The 20,089-nt window shown below is 69.3% G+C and carries 18 protein-coding genes; 11 read left to right on the top strand and 7 right to left on the bottom strand.

What is annotated here, in order from left to right:
• The first annotated feature begins 259 nt into the window (after positions 1–259).
• The 5 genes from OEB96_RS14505 (at position 260) to OEB96_RS14485 (ending at position 4,870) form a co-directional block, all read left to right on the top strand.
• Positions 260–895 (top strand): DUF3102 domain-containing protein, encoded by a 636-nt coding sequence (locus OEB96_RS14505; RefSeq protein ID WP_266216315.1) that lies wholly within the window; start codon positions 260–262, stop codon positions 893–895.
• A gap of 109 nt (positions 896–1,004) precedes the next feature.
• A complete protein-coding gene (locus tag OEB96_RS14500; RefSeq protein WP_266216313.1) occupies positions 1,005–3,275 on the top strand; it encodes a hypothetical protein in 2,271 nt (756 codons plus the stop codon).
• A gap of 59 nt (positions 3,276–3,334) precedes the next feature.
• Complete coding sequence (locus OEB96_RS14495; protein WP_266216312.1) at positions 3,335–3,823, top strand: hypothetical protein; 489 nt, start codon at positions 3,335–3,337, stop codon at positions 3,821–3,823.
• Between the two features lie 38 nt (positions 3,824–3,861).
• The gene (locus OEB96_RS14490) at positions 3,862–4,347 is read left to right on the top strand and encodes a hypothetical protein (protein ID WP_266216310.1); all 486 of its coding nucleotides are present in this window, start codon (positions 3,862–3,864) and stop codon (positions 4,345–4,347) included.
• Positions 4,348–4,387: 40 nt separating this feature from the next.
• Positions 4,388–4,870, top strand: coding sequence for a hypothetical protein (locus OEB96_RS14485; protein ID WP_266216308.1), 483 nt, complete (start codon positions 4,388–4,390; stop codon positions 4,868–4,870).
• A 15-nt stretch (positions 4,871–4,885) separates the two neighbouring features.
• Here the strand turns inward: OEB96_RS14485 and OEB96_RS14480 are convergent, their stop codons facing one another.
• The 3 genes from OEB96_RS14480 to clpS are packed head-to-tail and all read right to left on the bottom strand — an operon-like array spanning position 4,886 to position 8,389.
• A complete protein-coding gene (locus tag OEB96_RS14480; RefSeq protein ID WP_266216306.1) occupies positions 4,886–5,506 on the bottom strand; it encodes a hypothetical protein in 621 nt (206 codons plus the stop codon).
• A gap of 14 nt (positions 5,507–5,520) precedes the next feature.
• Positions 5,521–8,049, bottom strand: coding sequence for an ATP-dependent Clp protease ATP-binding subunit ClpA (clpA, locus tag OEB96_RS14475; RefSeq protein ID WP_266216304.1), 2,529 nt, complete (start codon positions 8,047–8,049; stop codon positions 5,521–5,523).
• Positions 8,039–8,389, bottom strand: coding sequence for an ATP-dependent Clp protease adapter ClpS (gene clpS, locus OEB96_RS14470; RefSeq protein ID WP_407674626.1), 351 nt, complete (start codon positions 8,387–8,389; stop codon positions 8,039–8,041). Before clpS ends, clpA begins: the two co-directional genes overlap by 11 nt.
• 131 nt (positions 8,390–8,520) lie before the next feature.
• Between clpS and OEB96_RS14465 the strand changes: the two genes are divergently transcribed.
• The 3 genes from OEB96_RS14465 to OEB96_RS14455 all read left to right on the top strand — a co-directional run bounded on the left by OEB96_RS14465 (position 8,521) and on the right by OEB96_RS14455 (position 12,450).
• Positions 8,521–9,834, top strand: a complete 1,314-nt coding sequence (locus OEB96_RS14465; RefSeq protein WP_266216302.1) for a GNAT family N-acetyltransferase — start codon at positions 8,521–8,523, stop codon at positions 9,832–9,834.
• Between the two features lie 346 nt (positions 9,835–10,180).
• On the top strand, positions 10,181–11,284 hold the full coding sequence (locus tag OEB96_RS14460) for an enolase C-terminal domain-like protein (RefSeq protein ID WP_266216300.1): 1,104 nt from the start codon (positions 10,181–10,183) through the stop codon (positions 11,282–11,284).
• 11 nt (positions 11,285–11,295) lie between these two features.
• A complete protein-coding gene (locus OEB96_RS14455) occupies positions 11,296–12,450 on the top strand; it encodes a cyclic nucleotide-binding domain-containing protein (protein WP_266216298.1) in 1,155 nt (384 codons plus the stop codon).
• A 43-nt stretch (positions 12,451–12,493) separates the two neighbouring features.
• Here the strand turns inward: OEB96_RS14455 and OEB96_RS14450 are convergent, their stop codons facing one another.
• The 3 genes from OEB96_RS14450 to OEB96_RS14440 all read right to left on the bottom strand — a co-directional run bounded on the left by OEB96_RS14450 (position 12,494) and on the right by OEB96_RS14440 (position 16,023).
• Complete coding sequence (locus OEB96_RS14450) at positions 12,494–13,048, bottom strand: histidine phosphatase family protein (RefSeq protein WP_266216296.1); 555 nt, start codon at positions 13,046–13,048, stop codon at positions 12,494–12,496.
• A 71-nt stretch (positions 13,049–13,119) separates the two neighbouring features.
• On the bottom strand, positions 13,120–14,094 hold the full coding sequence (locus OEB96_RS14445; protein WP_266216294.1) for an oxidoreductase: 975 nt from the start codon (positions 14,092–14,094) through the stop codon (positions 13,120–13,122).
• A 171-nt stretch (positions 14,095–14,265) separates the two neighbouring features.
• Positions 14,266–16,023 carry a WD40 repeat domain-containing protein gene (locus tag OEB96_RS14440; RefSeq protein WP_266216292.1) on the bottom strand — a complete coding sequence of 586 codons (1,758 nt, stop codon included), beginning with the start codon at positions 16,021–16,023 and terminating at the stop codon, positions 14,266–14,268.
• A 256-nt stretch (positions 16,024–16,279) separates the two neighbouring features.
• Here OEB96_RS14440 and OEB96_RS14435 point away from each other — a divergent pair, with 256 nt between their 5' ends.
• Both OEB96_RS14435 and OEB96_RS14430 read left to right on the top strand, forming a co-directional pair.
• Positions 16,280–16,855: a cupin domain-containing protein gene (locus OEB96_RS14435; RefSeq protein ID WP_266216290.1), complete on the top strand. Its 576-nt coding sequence runs from the start codon at positions 16,280–16,282 to the stop codon at positions 16,853–16,855.
• Between the two features lie 36 nt (positions 16,856–16,891).
• The gene (locus OEB96_RS14430; protein WP_266216288.1) at positions 16,892–17,935 is read left to right on the top strand and encodes a hypothetical protein; all 1,044 of its coding nucleotides are present in this window, start codon (positions 16,892–16,894) and stop codon (positions 17,933–17,935) included.
• Positions 17,936–17,986: 51 nt separating this feature from the next.
• Here the strand turns inward: OEB96_RS14430 and OEB96_RS14425 are convergent, their stop codons facing one another.
• Entirely contained in the window at positions 17,987–19,045 is a 1,059-nt protein-coding gene (locus OEB96_RS14425; protein WP_266216286.1) for an AraC family transcriptional regulator, read from the bottom strand.
• 195 nt (positions 19,046–19,240) lie between these two features.
• Here OEB96_RS14425 and OEB96_RS14420 point away from each other — a divergent pair, with 195 nt between their 5' ends.
• A complete protein-coding gene (locus OEB96_RS14420) occupies positions 19,241–20,080 on the top strand; it encodes a tetratricopeptide repeat protein (protein ID WP_266216284.1) in 840 nt (279 codons plus the stop codon).
• Positions 20,081–20,089 lie beyond the last annotated feature (9 nt).

The following is a 20,089-nucleotide window of genomic DNA, read 5'->3' as shown; positions in this document are numbered from 1 at the left end:
CGCCGCCAACGACGGCTCACCGTCGTCCCCGGACGAGGTCCCTCATCCACCCCGTCCCATCTCCTGCGCCAGATCTCCCACCTGTCCCGTTTAAGTCATGGACCCTCCTCCCAGCGCCGGTCACCTTGCCCCAACCCCCAATGCGTCGATCGAGGCCGAGATCGAGGCCTGAGCGGCGTTCCGACGCCGCGCCCAACGCGCCGAATGGGACATCGATGTCCCATTTGGCGTGGAACCCGCCTTCCCCTCCCCCGGTCGCATGCCCACGCTCAGCCCCACCCGCCTCGTGCCACTGCCATGGCAGCGCAACCGCGAGGTCGCGCGCCTCACTCGCGAGATCCTGGACCTCCAGCGCGACGCGGCCGGCAAGGTCGTCGATGCGGTGATCCAGATGGGCGCCCGCATGCGGCAGATCCAGGCCGCGCTCGATCACGGCCAGTGGATCGCGTGGCTGCGCTCGGCCGTGCCGTTCGATCGCCGCACGGTCACCCGCGCGATGCGACTGTCGGAGTGGGCCGAGGCCGAACCCCGCGAGCTCGAGCGCCTCGGGCACCTCGGCCCCACCAAGCTCGCGATGCTGGCACCGCTGCCCCCCGAGCACCGGCGCACGCTCACCCGCCGCACGGTGCCGATCGTGATCCCTGGTCACGATTGGCCCAAGACGATCGACGTGATGACCGTCATCGAGCTGGGTGCCGCCATTGGAGGCCTGGTGGCCAAGCCCGCGCCGCCAAAGCCCATTGGCAAGCTGGTGCAGGGCGCCCGCCACCGCATCGCCGGGCTCGATGCGATGGCGGACGAGCTGGTGCGACGCAAGGACGAGGACGACGCGGCGAAGATGCTGGAAGGGCTGCGTGCGGTGCTGGCGGAGCTCGAGGCGGCGTTCGAAGGGTGAACGGCGGTCGAGGCTCGATGCGGCACCGTTGGGCCATCGTGTTCGGAACGATGTGCGGGCGCCGGGAATGACGTTTCATTCGTGCCACGTTGTTCGCATCCAAATTACCATGCCATCATGGCAGTTCGTGGGCCTGCACATCGAGACCGTCGCGAGATCGCGCGTTCGTGGTGGCTGCCTCGTACGCGCCATGCTCGGAGTGGTGATCCTCGCGATCGCACCCGCATGCGGCGATGACAGTGGACCCGCAGGATCCGGCACGGGCGGCGACGAGATGCCCGAGGACCAAGACCCCGGCCCGGGAGGACCGAGCTGTGTCCCGCAGGTCGCTCCGCCCCCGGGGTGGTCGCCCGACGACCTCGAGGCCCGGGCGCAGCCGGGGACGATCACGCGCGTGGTCACCCTGCGCGGCGACACCCCGCTCCCGACCGAGGAGCCCAGCTCCGGCCATGCCGCTCACGCCGAGCCGTTCGCCCTGACCGCCCCGAGGCGTCCCTTCGGCGCGACCACCCAGGGCCCGCACATCCACGAGCGGTGGGGTGAGTCGCGCAAGCTCGAGCTGTCGTACTGCATCACGCGCCTGCTCGGCGAGGACGCCGAACTGGAAGCGCGATATCACGTGGTGACCCGATCTCTCGTGGACACGACAACCGAATGGGAACGAGTGACGGGAGCCAACTTCGTGCACATCGTCGCCGATGACACCCCTGGAGCCTCGCCGCACGTATCACCGGGGCCTCCTGGCGTTTCGATCCTGCGGCCCCAGTGCGCCGTGGGAACGAAAGCTTACTTTGGTGTATTCACCCATCCGACGGGTGACGTCCAGGCGCTGACGAACCCCGTGCCACAAGCGTGGGCCGATCCGGAGCTCGAGCCCCTTGGGGGCGGAGTCCTGACTCGCTCCATCTTGCTCAACAGCGGTCTCATCAATGTATTCGACGACGATGTCCTGCGTGGTTTGCTCCGGCACGAACTCGGGCACGTGATGGGGTTCATCCACGAGGAGGTGCACATGCCCGACCTCGACGACGATGACTGCCACACCTCGGATCCTCGCCCGCTGACCCCCGTCGACCCCCACTCGATCATGACCACCCCCGGCTGCAGCGCCTTCTCGGACGACGCCGAGATCCTCACACATCGCGACCGGCTCTCGGCGTTCTTCTTGCACCACACGCCGCGACCGCGGTTCGAGACGCGAGTGCCGACCATGGGGTACCGCTTCGGTGGGGCAATCGGTGGCGGCGCAGAGATCCTCTGGCACACCGAGGGCGCCACCGAAGGTATCCTGTGGCGTCCGCAGGTGGTCGCTGGCGTCCTGTCGTTCGTGGAGGAGCCATTCCCCTATTCGCCGCCCGAGCTCACGCCGCCGGGCGGCTGGTACCCCAACCAGAGCGAGATCGTGATCCCGCTGCGGCTCGGCGCGCCAAGCAGTATGTCGCTGCTGTTCCACGGTCCCGGACCCGACGTCGACGACCTCGTGGTGTTCAACACGGGCGGCACCGCGACCGCCGTCCCCTGGTCCCACGATGGATTTGCGGTGCCCGTGGTGGGGCGCTTCGATGGCTCCGATCTCGGGCGCGACGTCGTGTACCTCTACCAGCCCGGGACCGAGGACAGCGCAGTGCTGTCGGCCGACGATGGTGTGGTCTCGGTGGTCACCGAGGTCCAACAGCAGACCGCGTTTGCATACCCCCTGGCCGCGCCGTACCGCGGCACCACCTTGCCCGACGACATCCTGTGGTTCGACCCCGTGGCCGGCCGGTTCATCTCATGGCGTCTGGGTAGCGGGCTGCTCGAGGTGGTCGAGATCACGAGGATCGACCAGGGCGAGCTGGGCCTCGTTCCCGGCGAGAACATCCCGGCCATCGGTGACTTCAACGGCGACGGTCGAGCCGACATCATGTGGCAGGGTGTAAGCAATCAAGCCGCTGGTTTCCAAGAGATCGAGGACGTTCTGTGGCTCTCGCAGAGCACACCCGATGCGATTGCGTTCGCGACCGTGCCCAAGGCGGTCGGTCGCAGCCACCGGCCGTTCGTGGGGGACTTCGACGGCGATGGTAACGACGACATCTTCTGGCACCGTAGCTGGGGCATGACCGCCGAGGGTCCGTCGGCGTTCACCACCGGCCCGAGCTTCATCTGGTACTTCGATGCCATGGGTGGGCATGAAACCGAGACCTTCGTCCTCGATGGCGACTACAGTCCCTACGTGGGCGACTTCGACGCCGATGGCTGCCACGATGTCGCCTGGTTCGACGCGGTCGGCGACCAATTGCACGTGTGGCGCTGCTTGCCCGGTCAGCGCGATTTCGACTGCGGGGTGACCGCACAGACGCCGCCGAATGCGGCTCCCGTAGGCATGCACTGGGGATTCTAGCCATGTCCGAATCGAGCACCCATACTGCGACCCAACGCTGGTACAAGGGAGGTAGGCTCATGATCAGGTCCTTCGCAGCCTCGGCTCTCGCCGTGCTCGTCCTTGCCTGCGAGCCCGATGAGCCCGACGATCCCGAACCACCCGGTACGCTGGAATTCGAGCACTCCTACGCCCGCATCTACCGGCTCGATCATCGCGTCGACATCGCCTACGTGAGGACGATGGGAGAGCCCGAGCGCCACGGTTGCGGGATCCTGAGCGAGCGCGCCCATACCGAACTCGAGGACACGCTCGAATCGCTCGATTCGAGGGAGGACTATGGATACGACCCGAACGTCCAGGAGTGCGCCTCTTCTCCTGGCGCCGAGATCCTCATCGAGGGCTTCGAGCACAGTCCATTCCTGTGCGATTTCATGTGCTGTCATCGCGATCTGGCCCGGGCGGCGTTGATCTACACGCTCATCGAGTCTCACTTCGTGGCCGGGCAGGTCCTGGAGTTCGATGGCGAGCCCTACGTCGCGATCGAGCCCGACACGCCGTGTCCCTGAGGCGACGCGGGCCCGCGCTGCCATGAGGAGTAGAGGTCATGAGGAAAGCGATCACCGAAGCGGCCCTCGCGTCGCTCGCGTTCGCCTGTGGTCCCGAGACCGAAGCCGACCTCGATCCCGATCCACCCGGTACGCTGGAATTCGAGCACTCCCATGCCCGCATCTACCGGCACGAGCGCCGCATCGACATCGTGCACGTGAACGGCGACGGCGAGAGTCGCGAGTGCGGCGTCCTGACCGAACGGGCCCACACCGAGCTCGAGGACACGCTCGCAGCGTTGGATCCACGAGAGGACTACGGCTACGATCCCGAGGTCGACCAGTGCACCACGTCTGCGGGGGCTTGGGTGCACATCGAGGGCTTCGACCACAGCCCCTTCCTCTGTGCGTGGTATTGCTGCCGCCCCGAGCTGGCCCACGCGGCGTTGATCTACTCTCTCATCGTGTTGCACTTCGAGGGTGGCGGCGTGAACGTCGATGGCGAGCCCTACATCGCGATCGAGCCCGACACACCGTGTCCCTGAGGGCGACTCGAGCCCGCGCCGCTACAAGGGAGGCGAGGTCATGAGGAGAGTCATCACCGCGGCGGTCTTGCTGTCGCTGGGCATGGGCTGTGAGCCCGAGCTCCAGCGCGAGCCCGAGCCGCCCCCCGGCGTACTGGAGTACGAGCACCCCTACGCCCAGCTCCACCGCCTCGACCGCCGTGTCGACGCCGTGCTCGTGGAGGGCGAAGCCGAGCGCCGCGAGTGCGGGATCCTGAGCGAGCGTGCCTACACCGAGTTGACCGATACGTTGGCTGCGCTCGATCCTCGCATGGACTATGGCTACGACCCCGAGGTCCAGGATTGCACTTCGGACCCCGGTGCATGGGTTCACGTGGACGGCTTCGAGAACAGCCCCTTCCTGTGTTCCTGGAATTGCTGCCACTCGGACCTGATTCGCGCCGCGCTGATCTACTCGATCGTGGAAGCCAACCTCCAGGGCGGCGGAGCCAACGTCGACGGCGAGCCCTACATCACGATCGAGCCCGACACGCCGTGCCCATGACGCGACACCCGCCAGCTACTCCGGATCGACCGTCTGTGCGGCATCCCAGAGCTCGTAGAACTTGCCGCGCACCGATGGTTCGAGCTCCTCACCCAACTCCCGGGGGCACTCGATCGCGCGGACCAGCTCGATCACGTCGGCGAGGTCCTTGAGGCGGTGGGGAGCCGACATTCCCGAGGCGAGCTTGAGCTCGAGCAGGCGCGGCAGGGGAACGAAGGCGCCGCTCTTGCCGGGTACTGCCACATCGGCGGGGTCGGGAAAGCGGACGGGCTTGGGCTTGCCGTCGTCGGGGTACTCCCCGGCGAGGCGCACGTCGATCGCGACATCGTTCTCGGTGTCGCGCATCCCCTTGCTCCCCGGGAACTTCTCGACGTAGCCGCGCCCGAGCCAGTGAGCCTTGAACGCGGCGAGCCCCTCGGCGGTGAGCAACACGTCGACATCCGTGGTCACGCGGCGGTACCCGTACTCGTTGAGCGCCATCGCGCCGACGATGGCATAGGGCACGTTCACCTCGGCGAGCGCGGCAACCAGCTTGCGCAGTGCATGGTGGACGTCGGCATCTCCCATGAAGAACCTTCCCGCGTGCTCGACGCCGGCCCAGAACATAGCTTCGGAGCCGGCGGTTCGTGTGGCCATGGTCCGCGGCCCCCCTACGCCGGCACTGGCTCGGGCCTGGGCTCGGGCGCCTCGGCCTGTCCGGCCTTGGCCTCGAACGCGAACGTCAGCTCGCCGGCGTCCGCGTCGAGATCCACCCGCACCGTCCCCCCGTGCTCGAGTGCGCCGAACAAGAGCTCGTCGACCAGCTTCTCCTTGATCCGCTCGTCGATGAGCCGCGCCATCGGCCGCGCGCCGTAGAGCTTGTCGAAGCCCTTCTCGGCCACCCAGTCGCGGGCGGCCGGGCTGTACTCGATGTGCACGTCGCGGTCGAGCAGCTGCAGCTCGAGCTCTCCGAGCATCTTGTCGGCCACCTTGCGGATCACCTCGGGGCCCAGGGCGGCGAACATCACCGTCTTGTCCAGGCGGTTGCGGAACTCGGGGCTGAACGTGCGCTCGAGCGCCTTGCTGGCGTTGCTGGCCTGTACCCCGTCGTCGGAGAAGCCCACCTTGCGGGTGGCGATCTCGTGGGCGCCCGCGTTGGTCGTCATGATGATGATGACGTTGCGGAAGTCGGTCTTGCGCCCGGTGGTGTCGGTCAGCGTGGCGGCGTCCATCACCTGCAAGAGCACGGCGAAGATGTCGGGGTGGGCCTTCTCGATCTCGTCGAGCACCACCACCGAGTGCGGCTGCTTGCTGACCGCGTCGGTGAGCAGACCGCCCTGGTCGAAGCCCACGTAGCCCGGCGGAGCCCCGATGAGCCGGCTGACGCTGTGCTTCTCCATGTACTCGGACATGTCGAAGCGCAAGAACGGCACGCCGAGCAGGCGCGCGAGCTGCTTGGCCAGCTCGGTCTTGCCCACCCCGGTGGGACCCGCGAACAGGAACGAGCCGATCGGCTTGTCCTCGCGGCCCAGGCCCGCGCGCGCGCGCTTGATGGCGTGGGTGACCGTCTTGACCGCCTCGTCCTGCCCGTAGAGCACCTCCTGCAGCCCCTCCTCGAGGCGGCCGAGGACCTGGCGGTCGTCGCTGCTGACCGACTTGGGCGGGATGCGAGCCATGCGGGCGATCACGGCCTCGACCGCAGACACGTCGATCACGATGGGCGCGGGCGCAGGCGCGTCGGCATCGCCGGTCTTGCTCGTCTCGACCTGGGTCTTGGTCTTGGAGGGGGGGGTCTTGGACTTGGCCTTGGGGGCGTCGTCGTCGTCTTCGTTCTGGTCCTGGTCCTGGTCCTGGTCCTGGTCGTCGTCTTCGGCCTGGGCGTCGGCGATCGACGGAGTCGGCAGCGCGAGCGGGGAGTCGATGCGCGCCGCGGCGCCGACCTCGTCCATCACGTCGATGGCGCTATCAGGCAAGTGGCGGTCGCGCAGGTACTTGTGGGCCAGCTCGACGGCGGCCTGCAGCGCCTCGGGCGTGTACTGGACCAGGTGGTGCTCCTGGTAGACCTCGGCCAGCCCTTGCAGGATGAGCAGCGTCTCTTCCTTGCTGGGCTCGATGATTTCGATCTTCTGGAAGCGCCGGGCGAGGGCGGCGTCGCGCTCGAACGAGGCCTTGAACTCCTTGTAGGTGGTGGAGCCGATGCAGCGCATCGAGCCCGACGACAGCGCGGGCTTGAGCATGTTGCTCGCGTCCATCGAGCCGCCCGAGGTGGCGCCCGCTCCGACGACCGTGTGGATCTCGTCGATGAACAGGATCGCGTCGGGATCGGACTCGATGGCGGCGATGACCGCCTTGAGCCGCTCTTCGAATTGGCCGCGGAACTTGGTGCCGGCCAGCAGCGACCCCATGTCGAGCGCGTAGATGTGGGCGCTGGAGATCACGGCGGGCACGCGCTTTTCGTGGATGCGCAGCGCCAGGCCCTCGACCACCGCGGTCTTGCCCACGCCGGGCTCGCCCACCAGCACGGGGTTGTTCTTGCGGCGCCGGCACAGCACCTGGATCACCCGCCGCACCTCCTGGTCGCGCCCGATGAGCGGCTCGATGCGCCCCGACTCGGCCTTGGCCTTGAGGTCGACCGCGTAGGCGGCCAGCGGATCGTCGGCCACGTCGCCGCCGTCGGCCTCGGGATCGCGCGCCGGGCCCGAGCGGCCGGCTCCGGGCGCCGCGCCGCCCGAGCCACTCGCGGAAGAGCTACGCCGGGCCCGCGGCACGCCCTTGCCGATCCCGTGCGAGATGTAGAGCGTGACGTCGCGGCGGGTGACGCCGTGGCTCTGCAGGATGAACGCGGCGTTGGACTCGGGCTCGGCGAAGATGGCGACCAGCAGGTTGGCGCCGGTCACCTCGCGCTTGCCCGCGCCCTGCACGTGGAGGACGGCGCGCTGGAGCACCCGGCCGACCCCGATGGTCTGGTGGGTGGTCAGCTCCTCGTCCTCGGGCACCTCGTCCATGTTGTCGTCGAGGAATTCCTCGAGGTCGGCCCGCACCGCCTCGATGTCGGCGCCGCACCCGGTGAGCACCTTGGCGGCGCTGCCATCGTCGAGCAGCGCCAGCAGCAGGTGCTCGAGCGTGAGGTACTCGTGTCGGCGTCGCTGGGTGTCTTCGATCGCCTGCTGGATCGTCGCCTTGAGCTCTTCACTCAGCATCTTCGCCGTCGTCCTCGGGCTCCATGGAGGCCATCAGGGGGTGGTCGTTCTTGCGGGCGAGCAGGTGGACCTGCGCGACCTTGGTCTCGGCGATCTCGTGGGTGTAGATACCCGCGACTCCCGAGCCGTGGTTGTGCACGTGCAGCATGATCCGCGTGGCCTCGGACTCGCTGCGGTGGAAGACCGTCTCGAGCAATCGCACCACGAAGTCCATGGGGGTGTAGTCGTCGTTGTGCAACACCACGCGGAACATGCGCGGCCGCTTGAGCTTCTTTTCTTGGCGCTCTTGCAGCGCCACTCCGTGCTCGGGTTGATTCTTGGATCGGTCTCGCTCGCTCACGGGCGCCGGGCTACCTCGCGGCGGATTCTAGCAGGGGGATCCGGCCTTGCCTCCCGCCCGAACGGGCAGGGGCCCTCACGGAGGGCCAGGGTTTGCAGGCGCCGCGGGTCGCAAGTAGAAGGACACGGACGGTGCGGCTGTCCACGCGTACGGTGCTCGATCTCGCAGGCGTCGATCCCGCAGCCTGGGACGGCCTCGATCATGGGCCGAGCCCCTTCACCGGTCACGGCTTCCTGCGAGCGCTCGAGCGCTCGGGCTCGGTGGGCGAGGGGACGGGCTGGGAGCCTTGCTACGTGCTGGTCGAGCGGGTGGAGGGCGATGCCGACGACGAGGCTCGCGCCGCGGGCGCGGCCCGGCTGCTGGGGGCGGTGGCGTGCTATCGCAAGACTCACAGCTACGGCGAGTACATCTTCGACTTTGGCTGGGCGAGGGCCAGTCGGCAAGCCGGGGTGCCGTACTACCCCAAGCTGGTGATCGCGGCTCCGGTGACGCCGGCCACCGGGCGCCGGCTGCTGGTCGCGCCGGGGCTGGGCGTCGCCGATCGCACCGCCGTGATCGAGGCGTTGCTCGAGGGCGTGCGAGCGGTGGCCGACGAGCTGTCGTGCCACTCGGTGCACTGGTTGTTCTGCGGCGCGCAGGAGCACGGGGTGCTGGCCGAGGCCGGCTACTGCCCGCGGGCGAGCTTCCAGTTCCACTGGCACAACCGCACGGGGCCAGCCGTCGAGACGGCGGGCTACGCCGACTTCGACGAGTTCCTCGCGGGGCTGTCGTCGCGCAAGCGCAAGCAGATCCGCAAGGAGCGTCGGCGTGCCCTCGAGGCGATCGACGGTCCGGTGGAGCTGCGGCCCGCGTCGGAGTGGACCCGCGACGACGTGCTGCGGCTCGAGGCGTTCTATCGCCGCACGTGCCTCATGCACGGCAACGAGGGCTACCTGACGCAGGAGTTCTTCGAGCTGATGCCGAGCATGATGTCGCAGCAGGCCCTGTTCGCGCGGGTGGAGCAGGGTGGTCGGCTGGTGGCGGGCGCCTTGTTCTTCCAGACCGAGCACGCGCTCTACGGTCGCTACTGGGGGTGCGCGAGGGAGATCCCGTTCCTGCACTTCGAGGTGGCCTACTACGCGGGCATCGAGCACTGCATCCGGCACGGGCTGCCGCTGTTCGAGGCGGGGGCGCAGGGGGAGCACAAGCTCTTGCGGGGGTTCTTGCCGGCCAAGACGTACAGCAATCACTGGCTGCGACACCCGGGGCTGCGGCACGGGGTGGAGCGGTACTTGAGGGCCGAGGCGATGGAGCTCGGCGGGTACATGGAACAGCTGGCGCGGTTCAGTCCCTATCGCAAGGATGACGAGGGCAAGCCGCTGCCGCTGCCGCAGGGGCGAGCGTGCGAGGTGGGTGAGGCCGGCGAGCGAGCGGCAGCCGAGGGGGAGGACGGGCTCGAGGGGTGAGAGGGGCGGCCGGCCCACCGTCGTGAGCGGGGCGGCCGGGCAGGTGCAGCCGGAGCGATGATGCACCTCGTCGGGCGGCTCGGAGCCCTGGAGCGGTGGGGTGGCCAGCGTGGTGGCCGGTGGCCAGAGGTGTTGCCTTCGGTCGCTCCTCCCCGCTGGAACGGCCAGAAGCGGCGAATTCCGGAGGTTGCTGCGATCCGGGGCGCGCCGGATCGTCCGCCTCCCGGGCCCGCCGAGATTTCACGCGATTGCAAGCGGTGGTGATCGCGTCCCGGCCGGCTTCGGCACGGGCCCTGCACGAGGCCCGGGTACCTTGCCGCCCAACGCTCCGCCCCCGGACCGCCGCGTGATCTCCCTGCATGCGCGACCGCTCGAGATCCCGTTTCGCACTGCCTTCCAGCAGGCGTCCAAGTACCGCACGAGCTCCGAGTCGGTGCTCGTGCTCGCCGAGCGCGAGGGAGCGCGCGGCATCGGCGAAGGATGCCCGCGCGACTACCAGACCGGCGAGACGCTCGCGTCCGCGCTCGACTGGATCGCATCGATGCCCGCGCTCGCACTCCACGATGTGGCGGCGCTGCATGACTGGATCTCCACGTCACCAGCACCCCCTGCGGCCCGCTGCGCCGTGGAGACCGCGGTCCTCGATCTGCTGGCGCGCGAGGCCGGGCTGAGCGTGGAGACGCTGCTCGATCGGCCCGCGGCGCCCACTCGATTTCGCTACACGACCGTGCTCGGCATGAACCCGGGGCCGGCGGTGCTCGACCGGCTCGTGCCCATGCAGATCGAGCACCTCAAGCTCAAGGTCGGGCTCGATCCAACGGCCGATCGTGCCCTGCTGGGCGCGGTGCGGCAGCGGGTCCCCCACGCGCGCATCCACCTCGATGCCAACAACGCCTTCGGGCACGACGAGCAGGCCGCGATGCGACACCTCGGTGCGCTGCTGGAGGGTGGTTCGGGGTTCTGGGCGGTGGAGGAGCCGCTGCTCCCCGGTCGTCCCGAGGCCACCGCCGCCATCGGGCGAGCGCTGGGCGTACCGATGATCCTCGACGAGGCCGTGGGCTCGCCCGCCGATCTTCGGGCGCACGCCGAGCACCCGGCGGAGTGGATCGTCAACATCAAGGTCTCGCGCTGCGGCGGCGTGCTGCGCTCGCTCGCGCTGGCGGAGCAGGCCCGGGCCGCCGGCTGGGGGATCATCGTGGGCGCCCAGGCCGGCGAGACCTCGGTGCTCACGCGGGCGGGCCACGTGATCGCACGGGCGGCAGGCTCGGCCCTTCGCGGTCTCGAAGGCGGGCTCGGTCGGCACGTGCTGGCCTGGGAGCCGGTGGCACCGAGCCTCGCCTACGGGCGGGGAGGCTGGATGGAGCTCGCCGAGCAATCGCTCGCGCCCCACGGCTGGGGGCTTTGGATCGACGACGCCAACGACACGAAGGAAAGGGCAGCGGACGCATGAGCATGCTGGCCATGGCACGGATTGGGCTCGACGACCTGAGCGGTCGCTTCGAGGCGTTCGTGGTGCACGAGCGCTCGGACCTCGCGGCATGCGTGGAGATCATCGAGTCGGTGCGCCGCTGGGAGCTTCGCCGCGTGGCGGGGCGCACGGCGCTCGAGACCTCGGGGTTCTCCGAGGAAGGGGCCGATGCGATCATGCTGGCGGTGCGCGAGCGCTGGAGCGGTCGCATCGTGGGCTGCGTGCGGGGGATCTTCGCCCGCAGCGTGGCGCACCAGCCCCAGGTGCACCACGAGTATCGACTCGACCTCGTACCCCCCGAGCTCATCGAGTACACGGGCATCGCCGCGCGCATGGCCATCATGCCCCAGATGCGCAAGACCGGCGCCTCGCTGGTGCTCACCCGGGCGTTCTTCGAGCACTCGATCCGCGACTGCGGGATGATGCTGTTTTGCGTGTCGTGCGAGCCCGCGCTGCTGTCGATGTACCAGCGCATGGGCTATCGAGCGGTGGGGCGAGCGTGGGCCAAGCCCAGCGGGGGCTATCGCGTGCCCACGTTGCTCGTGGGCCACGACGAGGAGCACCTGGCCCGCGTGCGCTCGCCGCTCTTGCCCGCGCTGCGTCGCCTGCCGCGGCCGTGGCCGGACGCGGGGCTGCGGTGGTTCCGAGCGCAGCCGGATCTGCCCGCCGAGTCCGGGGTGCGTCGCTGGGAGCCCCGCTACGATCACCGCGCGCTGTCGGTGCTCACCGCGGGGTTGTCGGCGGCCGGGCGTCGCGGGCTGCTCGAGCACGCAGTCGAGGTCGAGGGGCAGCCGGGTGACCTGGCGTTTCGCGAGGGCGACGGCGTGCGCGGACTGGCGGTCGTGCTCGAGGGCGAGGTCTCGGCGCTGCGTGGCGATCGAGCGGTCGCGCGGCTGGGGGCCGGCGAGGTGATCGGGGTGGCGTCGGCCGTCCTCGGCCAGGCGCGCCAGGCCTCGATCGTGGTCGAGCGACCCGGGACGCGGCTGCTGCTGCTGTCGCGCTCGGCGATCGAGCGGGTGCGCGGGGCCAACGATCGCACCGCGCTGTGGCAGACGCTGGCTCAGATCCTCGCGTGGCGTGCGGTGCACGAGCGCCCGTGCGTCGAGCCCGTTCCCGAGGTCTTCCACGACTCGGACAGCGCGGCCTGAGCGGCTTGCACCGCGACGAGGGCGACGAGGGCGGCAAGGGCCTCTACGAGGATTCGGAGGAGTCCATGGTCTGGCGCAGCCGGCCTCGGCCCTCGTCGACCTCGATCCGAAAGATGGCGCAGTGCTCCACGCTCTGCACGAAGCCCTGCTCGGGGGTCAGCATGTAGAGGCCCTCGCGGATGACGGCATAGTGGGTGAACGCGATTGCCGAGCGCACCCCCTCGAGGGAGCGCAGCCACCCCCGAATACGATCCCGGAACTGCGGGCCAGTCTCGGCGGGGCTGGCCTCGGTCGCGTCGGCCAGTTTCCGTAGATCGTCCAGGGTCAGCGACGAGGTGTCGATGAAGCGATCGGGCGGCCGACGCAGCTCGGTGAGCGCGGGCTCCACCACGGGCTCGGCCCCGGGTATGGCCCTCGCGGCGGTCTCGCGAGCTCGTAGCAAGGGAGAGGTGAACACCCGCTCGAAGTCCATCGGGGCCAGGGCGGCTCGTAGCGCATCAGCCTGGCGAGCCCCTCGCGGCGACAGCGGAGTGTCGGCCTGGGTGCCATCGACGTTGCCCTGGCTCTCTGCGTGTCGAATCAGCCACAGGTCCAGCATGCGGTCCGAGTATGCATCGAGCGGGTCGGGGCGGCCACGCGAAGCTCGAGGGCAACCTGCGACCTCGACGCTCAGGCGTCGGCGAGCAGCGTCTCGCTCAGCTCCCAGAGCCTCTCGGCCGACTCGTCGCTTGCGGCGTGGGGGTTGACGCCGCGGTAGCGTGACATGGGGCCGTCTTGGGTGGGCGCCGCGATGTCGCAGTCCTCGCAGTACACGCCCGGCTTGCCCTCGAGCGCCGGCGAGGTGGCCGCCCACAACGTGGTGGAGCAGCCTTGCGGCGGGGTCTTGAAGCCCTGCTTGGCCAGCGGGGTGGGCTCGCCATGTTCGTCGATCCACCCGAGCCGTACTTGCTCTTCCTTGGGAAGGTGGCGCTGCAGCGGCGTGAAGATGCCGCCCGGGTGCACCGAGAACGCGAGGCCTCCCTTGCCCTCGAGCCGACGCGACAGGGCGTTGGCGAACAGCGCGTTCGCGGTCTTTGCCTGGCCGTAGGCGACCCACTTGTCGTACGAGCCCGATTCGAAGTTCAGGTCGTCCCAGCGGATGTCGCTGATCTTGTGGCCGGTCGAGGTCAGCGCAACGACGCGGTGGCCGGGCGTCTTTTCGAGCAACGGCATCAGCCCCTGGGTGAGCGCGAAGTGCCCCATGTGGTTGACGCCGAACTGCGACTCCCAGCCGGGCCCGACGCGCGCCTCGGGACACGCCATGATGCCCGCGTTGTTGATCAGCAGGTCGAGTCGCGCGAGGTCGGCGACCATGGCTGCCGAGAACGCACGCACCGAGGCGAGCTCGGCGAGGTCGAGGGCGTGAGTGACCACGTCGCCTTCGATGTCGGCGAGGGTGTCCTTGGCCTTGCCGGGGTCGCGGACGGGGACGATGACCTTGACGCCCTTGGCTGCGAGCGCCCGAGTGGTCTCGAGGCCGATGCCGCTATAGCCCCCGGTGACGATGGCGGTCTTGCCCCCGAGCTCGATGTCGGCAATGACGACCGAGCCGTCGGTCCTGGCGGGGAAGGGGGACTGGGTTGGGACTTGATCGCTGAGGGCCATGGTCGGTCGTTCTCCTCGTGGGGGTCTGCACAGCCGGCTGGACCGTGACCGGGAGTACACCACGCGAGCGGGCGAACTACGACGTCCGATCCGTCACGAGTCGGGTAATTTCGACGCATCCTCGGCGGACCGCGGTTTCGGCGCCCGCGCACGGAGGTGACCTCGAGCGGTTCAACGGCGCCAGAACGAGACGTGCCCGCCGGCGTCGAGCACCACCATGGTGTGGGCGTCGACCCACGCGAACGCGAGCGCGCTTGCGTCGAGGGTGACGACGTCGAGCACCGCATCGTCACGTGTGACCACGAGCGCGGGGCCCACCGCCGGCCCGGATTCGTCGAGTGCTTCACCGCGTGTGAGCGCGGTGACTTCCACGTCGATCGCGTCGGACTCGAAGCCGCGGACCTCGACGTGCGCGCCCAGGGATCTCGACGCCCTTGCCGGTGGCTCGAACGCGTGCGTGTCGAGCAGGGCGCCGTGGTGATCGAAGATCGCTTCGATCCATCCCACGGCGATGCGCACCTGGTCGCTCGTCACGCGCAGAACGATGGGCGGCCGGTGCCCGCCGTAGTCGAGCAAGAACGGCGGCGCTCGGCTCGTGCCGCGCGTGAGGTCCCACGAGATGATGCTCCCGGAGGAATCGGCGGAGAGCACCTCGGTGCCGTCCGCCGACACGTCGAGGGACGTCACGTATCCGTGGTGCCCGTGGAGCGCGCGGCGCATGCGAGGGCCCGCGGAGAGGTCGATGTCGAGCACCACGCCGTCCCAGCCCGCGGAGAGCAGGCGCTCGTCGCCGACGAAGGCGAGCGCAGAGACCCAGCCGTCGTGGCTGGCGACCCTTGGTGCAGCGACCTGCGTGTCGCGCAGCGAGCCCGCACAGGCGGCGAGCCGCTCGACGTCCCACACGCGCACGTCACGGAGCCAGTCGCCGGATGCGAGCCGGGTCCCGGAAGGCGAGAGCGCCAGGGCGGACACGACGGCGCCCCTGCGCGTGCCTACGATGTCGTGCCAGCGCTGGTGCAGGATCCGTGGCGTGGCCTCGTCGGCGCCGAGGTCTGCGATCGCGATGCCCTCGAGCGCGAGCGTCGAGAGCTCGTGCACGGCGATCCTCGGCGCGGGGCTGCTCCCTCCGCCGATCATCACCTTCGCCGTCTCGAGAGCGACGACGCGTCCGCCGTTGCCGATGCTCGAGACGCGTGACGCGTGCACCTCGGGATCGATGGAGTACACGAGCACGTCGTATCCATCGTCGGCGACGATCCGGCCGTCATCGAGGAACGTCAGGACGTTCGGGCCCTCGCTGCCGGGCAGCTCCACGAGCACCCGCGGCGAGACGAGGTGCGTGGTGGCGTCGACCTCGTGCACGTGCGTGCTGCGGTGCGAACGGACGGCCACGCGCCGCCCGTCGTGCGAGAGGTCGAAGGTGCCGTTGCCCTCGCGAAACTGACCGACATGCGTGCCACCGACGAACTCACCCGTCGAGCGCCGCCACTGGAGCAGGGCAGACGTGCGGCCCGGCGGGCCGCTGCATGGCCACTGGGAGTCATCACCCCAGACGAAGGCCATCACGCGCTGCGCGTCGCGGGTGAAGGCAGCGCGGCCGATCTCGTGGCCGGCTTCGATGGTCCGGATCCGTGCGTCGTCCATGCTCGCCGTGCGAGTCGTGGCGACGCGGACCATGAAGAAGTCGGGGCGCCCATGCTCGGCCACGTGCGAGTCTGCCCACGCTCGCGGCAGCGAGCCGAGCGGCTCGCCGAGCGCCTCGCGAAGCACGGAGCGCGCACCGCCGCGAATGGCGAGGTGTGCGGTCTGCCCGAGGAAGCGCCGCCAGAGCGGCTCGTCGGTGAGCTCCGCTGCGAGCGGGACCGCGACGGCGCGCTCGACGGGTGTGTGCGCCTCGTCGAGCAGTGACATCGTGACGGACAGCGACATCGTGACGGACTCTCGGGGGAGAGTAGAACGCTTCGACTCCGCCTCGAAAGAGTCGCCCAGCTCCGGCACGTGCTGCGCGGTGACGCAGCCAACGGTGAAGGCATGAGATCGAGAGTCCGAGTGTCGTCAGGTGTCCCCGCTTTGTCGTCGTTGGTCCCTGGTCCCATCGGCGTGGCTTCGTATCCTCGATTTCGTCGAGGCTCGAGTCGAACGGCTCCCCGAGGCCCTGACCCCCAACCACGAAGGAGAAAGAACGATGACACGGCCCACCACGGCGGATCTGCTCACCCTTCCCGGCGCTGGCGACGCTTCCGGGACCCACTTGGTCACCAAGATCCACGCCAGCAAGCTCAACGACGACTACTCGGTCATGGAGGGGGTGATGAAGCCGCGCTCGCTGCTTGCCCCGCACACCCACGAGCACGAGGATCAGGTGGTCGTGGTGCTCAGCGGAGAGCTGGTCTTCCAGGTGGGGGGCGAAGACGGCGAGCGCTTCACGGCGCCTGCGGGCAGCTACGTGCTCAAGCCGCGCGGCCACGAGCACACGTTCTGGAACGCGACCGAGCAGGACGCGCGCTACATCGAGCTGTCGGGCAAGGCGGGCTTCCAGGGCTTCGTGGACGAGTCCACCGAGCACGGGTCGTTCAAGGCCTCGCGCCGCTCCGACGAGCAATTTGGCATCGTGTGGAGCTACCACCGGATCCCCAAGCTGATGATCGAGAACAAGCTCACCAGCATCTCGGGCCTGGACATGCCGTGGGACGAGCTCGCCGGGAAATCGCCCGCGGAGCTCATCGCCATCGTCCGCGACAAGCTCCGCGCGGCCGGCTGAACACTCATCGAGACCATCCGAAGGGATCACCAGACCATGCAAATCAAAGCCACTTCCTCGTCCACCCTCCTCGTTCTGTCGTTGATGATCGGCGTTGGTGCCTGCGATGACCAGGCACCCTCGCCCGACGAGCTCGTCCTCGACGACGAGGACGCCACCATCTCCATGCACTCCGTGGACTCCGCGCTCGCCACGAAGTCCAGCCAGCCCCTGTCGGTCGACGACTTCTGTGAGCGCCTGTCCGATGCCTACCTCCAGGCCAGCCAGGGCTGTGATCCCGAAGAGGTGGGCGCTCAGACCCTCGCGTGTCCGCTGGACCTCGAGCATCCGCTGCTGATCAGCGGCGAGCTCACCTTCGACCCCGAGGGCGCGGCGGCCTACCTCGTCGCGTCCGTGGCCGAGGCGACGGCCTGCACCGGCGCGCTGCCGGTGGAGCCCCTGTTCTTGCGAGGCTCTCGCGGCGAAGGAGAGGACTGCACCCCGGTCGACGGCGACCTCACCTACGCCAAGACCTGCGCCCCAGGGCTGCGGTGTCTGGGTGACGCACAGGGGATCGCCACCTGCCGGCAGCCCCACGAGGACCTGGTGACCGACATGCAGGACTGCGAGCACGGCAATTGCGTGCCAATCGGGGGTGCGCGAGTGAACCTGTCCAACCCCGACGAGCTGTGCATCAAGGCACGCGATGCGAGCGGCGCCGGGACCGACGGCACGCTCACGCTCAAGTTCTACTATGAAGGCGATCTGGAGAAGTGCTCGTTCACCGGCATCGATCGGGGCGAGACCAAGTGCTGCACGCCCTCGGATGCAGGATCGGCCGGCAGCAGCGCGTTCTACATGCACGTCAAGACCGACTCGAGCAACGCGGTTCGCGTGGCCCAGGTGGGAGTCGTCAAGAACGGCACGTACTACTACACGAGTCAGTTCGACAACGACGACCTCGGCCTCTACCTCCAGTGCGAAGGATGCGACTTGTTCTTCAATGGCTGCAACTCCTGCTGGGTCGACAAGAACGGCCACGGGAGCTGCCAGGAGGCCTCGTTCCACATGGACGACGGCACCGCGTTCTGCCCGATCTGATCCATGGCCAGGCCGGGCCCGCGTCCGCAGCCTCGCAGTGGCAGTGGTCTCTCAGCCCGAGACGAGCTGGGCCCGCAGCTCCGAGGGCGGCAGCCCCGTCCAGCGGATGCACGCACGCCGGAAGGCTCGCGCCGAGGAGTAGCCGAGCACGAACGCCACCTCGTCGACGCCGATCTGCGGGTCGCCGAGCAGCGCGCGGGCGTTGGCCTCGCGCGCCTGCTCGAGCAGGGCGGCCACCGTGGTGTCGTGCTCGCGGAGCATGCGCTGCAGGGTGCGCAGGCCCATGCCCAGCTGCTTGGCCAGGGCCTCGGCTCCGTACTCGCCGCGCTCCGCGTTGGTGGCGATGGCGACGTGCACCGGGGCCAAGTCGTCGGTGGGGGCGGGGGCGAAGCGCTGGCGGACGGCCTCGAAGTGGGCTTGCAGGTACTCGAGCGTGTGAGCGTCGCCGCGCCGCACCGGGATGCTGAAGTCGGCGGTGCGAAACACGATCGCGTTGTGGGGCTGCTCGAAGCGAACCGGGACCCCGAACGTGCTCGTGTACTGGTCGAGCGGCCCGTGCGGGACGGAACGCAGCTCCACGTGGTCGAGGGCGCCGTCGCTGCCGAAGCTCTCGCGACCCAGGCGCGCGGTGAGGGCCAGCGCCATCTCGGCGAGGTGGCCTCCGTCGAGGTCGTCGAGCGGGTGATGCATGTGCAGCGCCGTATGCTCGGGCCCCTCCACCAAGCGCACCTCGAGGCGTCCGGCGATGAGGTCGCTGTAGCGCACGAACATCCGCAGGGCCTCGTGCATGGTGCGGGTGAAGCGAACCGCGTGCAGCAGCACGCCGAAGTCGGTCAGCGGCGCGACCGAGGCCAGGTGCAGCCCGACCGCCTCGCCCGGGCAGTGCGCGGCCAGGCGGCGCCACAAGAGGTGCAGCGCTCGGTCGGGTACCCGGGCCTCGGGGTCGAGTAGGTCCGGCAGCGACAGCTCCATGCACGCGAGGAGCTCCTCGCGCGGCAGGCCTCGGGCCTGCGCATAGGCGAAGAGGCCCACCACCATCCCCGCCCGAACGTGGTCGTCCGAGGTGTCGTCAGGTGCCCCCGCTTCGTCGTCGTTGGTCCCTGGTCCCATCGGCGTGGCTTCGTATCCTCGATTTCGTCGAGGCCGGAGTCAAACGGATCGCTGGGCACGATCAAGCAGGCGATCGAGGTGATTCCGGCCGACGTCCCTGCCGCCGGCGTCGCTCGGTGCGGCGTCCCTGCGAACAAACCACAATGATTCAAGCCCCTTGACCGCCCAAAGACCCGCCTTGTTACCTTCCGCGGCATGGCGATGGAGATCGGCGAGGCCGAGTTCGACGCGCAGGTGCTCGAGCGCTCCCACGAGCTGCCCGTGCTCGTGGACTTCTGGGCGCAGTGGTGCGGCCCGTGCCGCATGCTGGGGCCGGTGCTCGAGCAGATCGCCGAGGGCGACGAGCGCTTCGTGCTGGTCAAGATCGACACCGACCAGGCCCCGCGGATCTCGGCGCGCTACGGCATCCGCAGCATCCCGGCGGTCAAGCTGTTCATCAACGGCAAGGTCGCCGCCGAGTTCGTGGGCGCGCTGCCGGGTGGCTCCATTCGCAAGTTCCTCGACGAGCACCTGCCCTCGCCGGCCGACGATCACGCGCAGGCCGGCCGGGCCAAGCTGGCCGCCGGCGACGTGGCAGCAGCCCGCACCGCGTTCGAGGCGGCGCTCGGCCTCGATGCCGCCCACGCCGGGGCCAACCTCGCGCTGGCTCGCCTCGCGCTCGACGAGGGCGACGCGGAGGCGGTCGAGCGTCACGCCGAGGCGATCCGCTGGGATGCGCCCGAGCACGAGCAGGCGGAGTTCCTGCGCAAGGCGCTGATCTTCCACGCCGAGCTCCAGACCCTCGACGAGACCACCGCCCGCACCCGCCTCGGGTCCGACGACGGCGATCTCGACGCCTGGTACGCCCTGGGCTGCGCCCACGCGGCGGCACACCGCTGGGAGGACGCGCTGCAGGCGTTCCTCGAGAGCGTGATGCGCAAGAACAAGTACCGCGACGCGGCCGCCCACAAGGCCATGCTGATCGTGTTCGGCTTGCTCGGGCACGATCACGAGCTCACCGATGCCTACCAGCGCAAGCTGCAGATCTACACCTGATCCCCATCT

Source organism: Paraliomyxa miuraensis (genome assembly GCF_026337845.1).
Classification (GTDB): Bacteria; Myxococcota_A; Polyangia; order Nannocystales; family Nannocystaceae; genus Paraliomyxa; species Paraliomyxa miuraensis.
The sequence above is the reverse complement of the archived record's forward strand: the minus strand, read 5'-3'. Positions and strand labels throughout refer to the sequence as shown.

Coding starts and splice junctions, on each gene's coding strand:
- OEB96_RS14490 (WP_266216310.1), top strand. CDS start 3,862: ATGAGGAAAGCGATCACCGAAGCGGCCCTCGCGTCGCTCGCGTTCGCC.
- OEB96_RS14495 (WP_266216312.1), top strand. CDS start 3,335: ATGATCAGGTCCTTCGCAGCCTCGGCTCTCGCCGTGCTCGTCCTTGCC.
- OEB96_RS14440 (WP_266216292.1), bottom strand. CDS start 16,023: ATGTCGCTGTCCGTCACGATGTCACTGCTCGACGAGGCGCACACACCC.
- OEB96_RS14485 (WP_266216308.1), top strand. CDS start 4,388: ATGAGGAGAGTCATCACCGCGGCGGTCTTGCTGTCGCTGGGCATGGGC.
- OEB96_RS14445 (WP_266216294.1), bottom strand. CDS start 14,094: ATGGCCCTCAGCGATCAAGTCCCAACCCAGTCCCCCTTCCCCGCCAGG.
- OEB96_RS14505 (WP_266216315.1), top strand. CDS start 260: ATGCCCACGCTCAGCCCCACCCGCCTCGTGCCACTGCCATGGCAGCGC.
- OEB96_RS14420 (WP_266216284.1), top strand. CDS start 19,241: ATGGCGATGGAGATCGGCGAGGCCGAGTTCGACGCGCAGGTGCTCGAG.
- OEB96_RS14455 (WP_266216298.1), top strand. CDS start 11,296: ATGGCACGGATTGGGCTCGACGACCTGAGCGGTCGCTTCGAGGCGTTC.
- OEB96_RS14425 (WP_266216286.1), bottom strand. CDS start 19,045: ATGGGACCAGGGACCAACGACGACGAAGCGGGGGCACCTGACGACACC.
- OEB96_RS14430 (WP_266216288.1), top strand. CDS start 16,892: ATGCAAATCAAAGCCACTTCCTCGTCCACCCTCCTCGTTCTGTCGTTG.
- OEB96_RS14435 (WP_266216290.1), top strand. CDS start 16,280: ATGACACGGCCCACCACGGCGGATCTGCTCACCCTTCCCGGCGCTGGC.
- OEB96_RS14500 (WP_266216313.1), top strand. CDS start 1,005: ATGCCATCATGGCAGTTCGTGGGCCTGCACATCGAGACCGTCGCGAGA.
- clpA (WP_266216304.1), bottom strand. CDS start 8,049: ATGCTGAGTGAAGAGCTCAAGGCGACGATCCAGCAGGCGATCGAAGAC.
- OEB96_RS14450 (WP_266216296.1), bottom strand. CDS start 13,048: ATGCTGGACCTGTGGCTGATTCGACACGCAGAGAGCCAGGGCAACGTC.
- OEB96_RS14480 (WP_266216306.1), bottom strand. CDS start 5,506: ATGGCCACACGAACCGCCGGCTCCGAAGCTATGTTCTGGGCCGGCGTC.